Origin of the sequence: Natronolimnohabitans innermongolicus JCM 12255, from assembly GCF_000337215.1 — an archaeon.
Taxonomy (GTDB): Archaea; Halobacteriota; Halobacteria; order Halobacteriales; family Natrialbaceae; genus Natronolimnohabitans; species Natronolimnohabitans innermongolicus.
On record NZ_AOHZ01000036.1, the window covers coordinates 1 to 479 of the forward strand.

Genomic DNA, 479 nt, shown 5'->3' on the forward strand with positions numbered 1-479 from the left:
ATCGCGATCGATCCCTCCTCGCCGTTTACCGGCGGCGCGGTGCTGGGCGACCGCATTCGGATGGCCTCCACCGTGGGCGACATGGACGTTTTCGTGCGCTCGATGAGCGCCCGCGGCACGCTGGGCGGCCTCTCGACGGCCACCGCGGACGCCGTCAAAGCCATGGACGCCTTCGGCAAGGACAAGATCATCATCGAGACCGTCGGCGCCGGCCAGAACGAAATCGACATCGTCCGCACCGCCGACACCGTCGCCGTCCTCGTTCCNTCCGGCGACGAAATCCAGACCCTGAAAGCCGGCATCCTCGAGATCGCGGACGTCTTCGTGGTCAACAAAGCCGACCGCGACGGCGCCGACCGGACCGTCCAGGAGCTGCGGGATATGATCCAACTCGACTCGGGCGACGGGTACGGCGGCGGTGGCGGCGGCCACCACAGCCAGGAGGTCATCGACGCTCACGACGACTGGGATCCCGAGGA

1 pseudogene is annotated in these 479 nt (G+C 67.6%); it reads left to right on the forward strand.

Annotation, left to right across the window (positions count from 1 at the left end):
• Positions 1 to 479, forward strand: a pseudogene (locus C493_RS07130) (methylmalonyl Co-A mutase-associated GTPase MeaB); the annotation flags it as partial.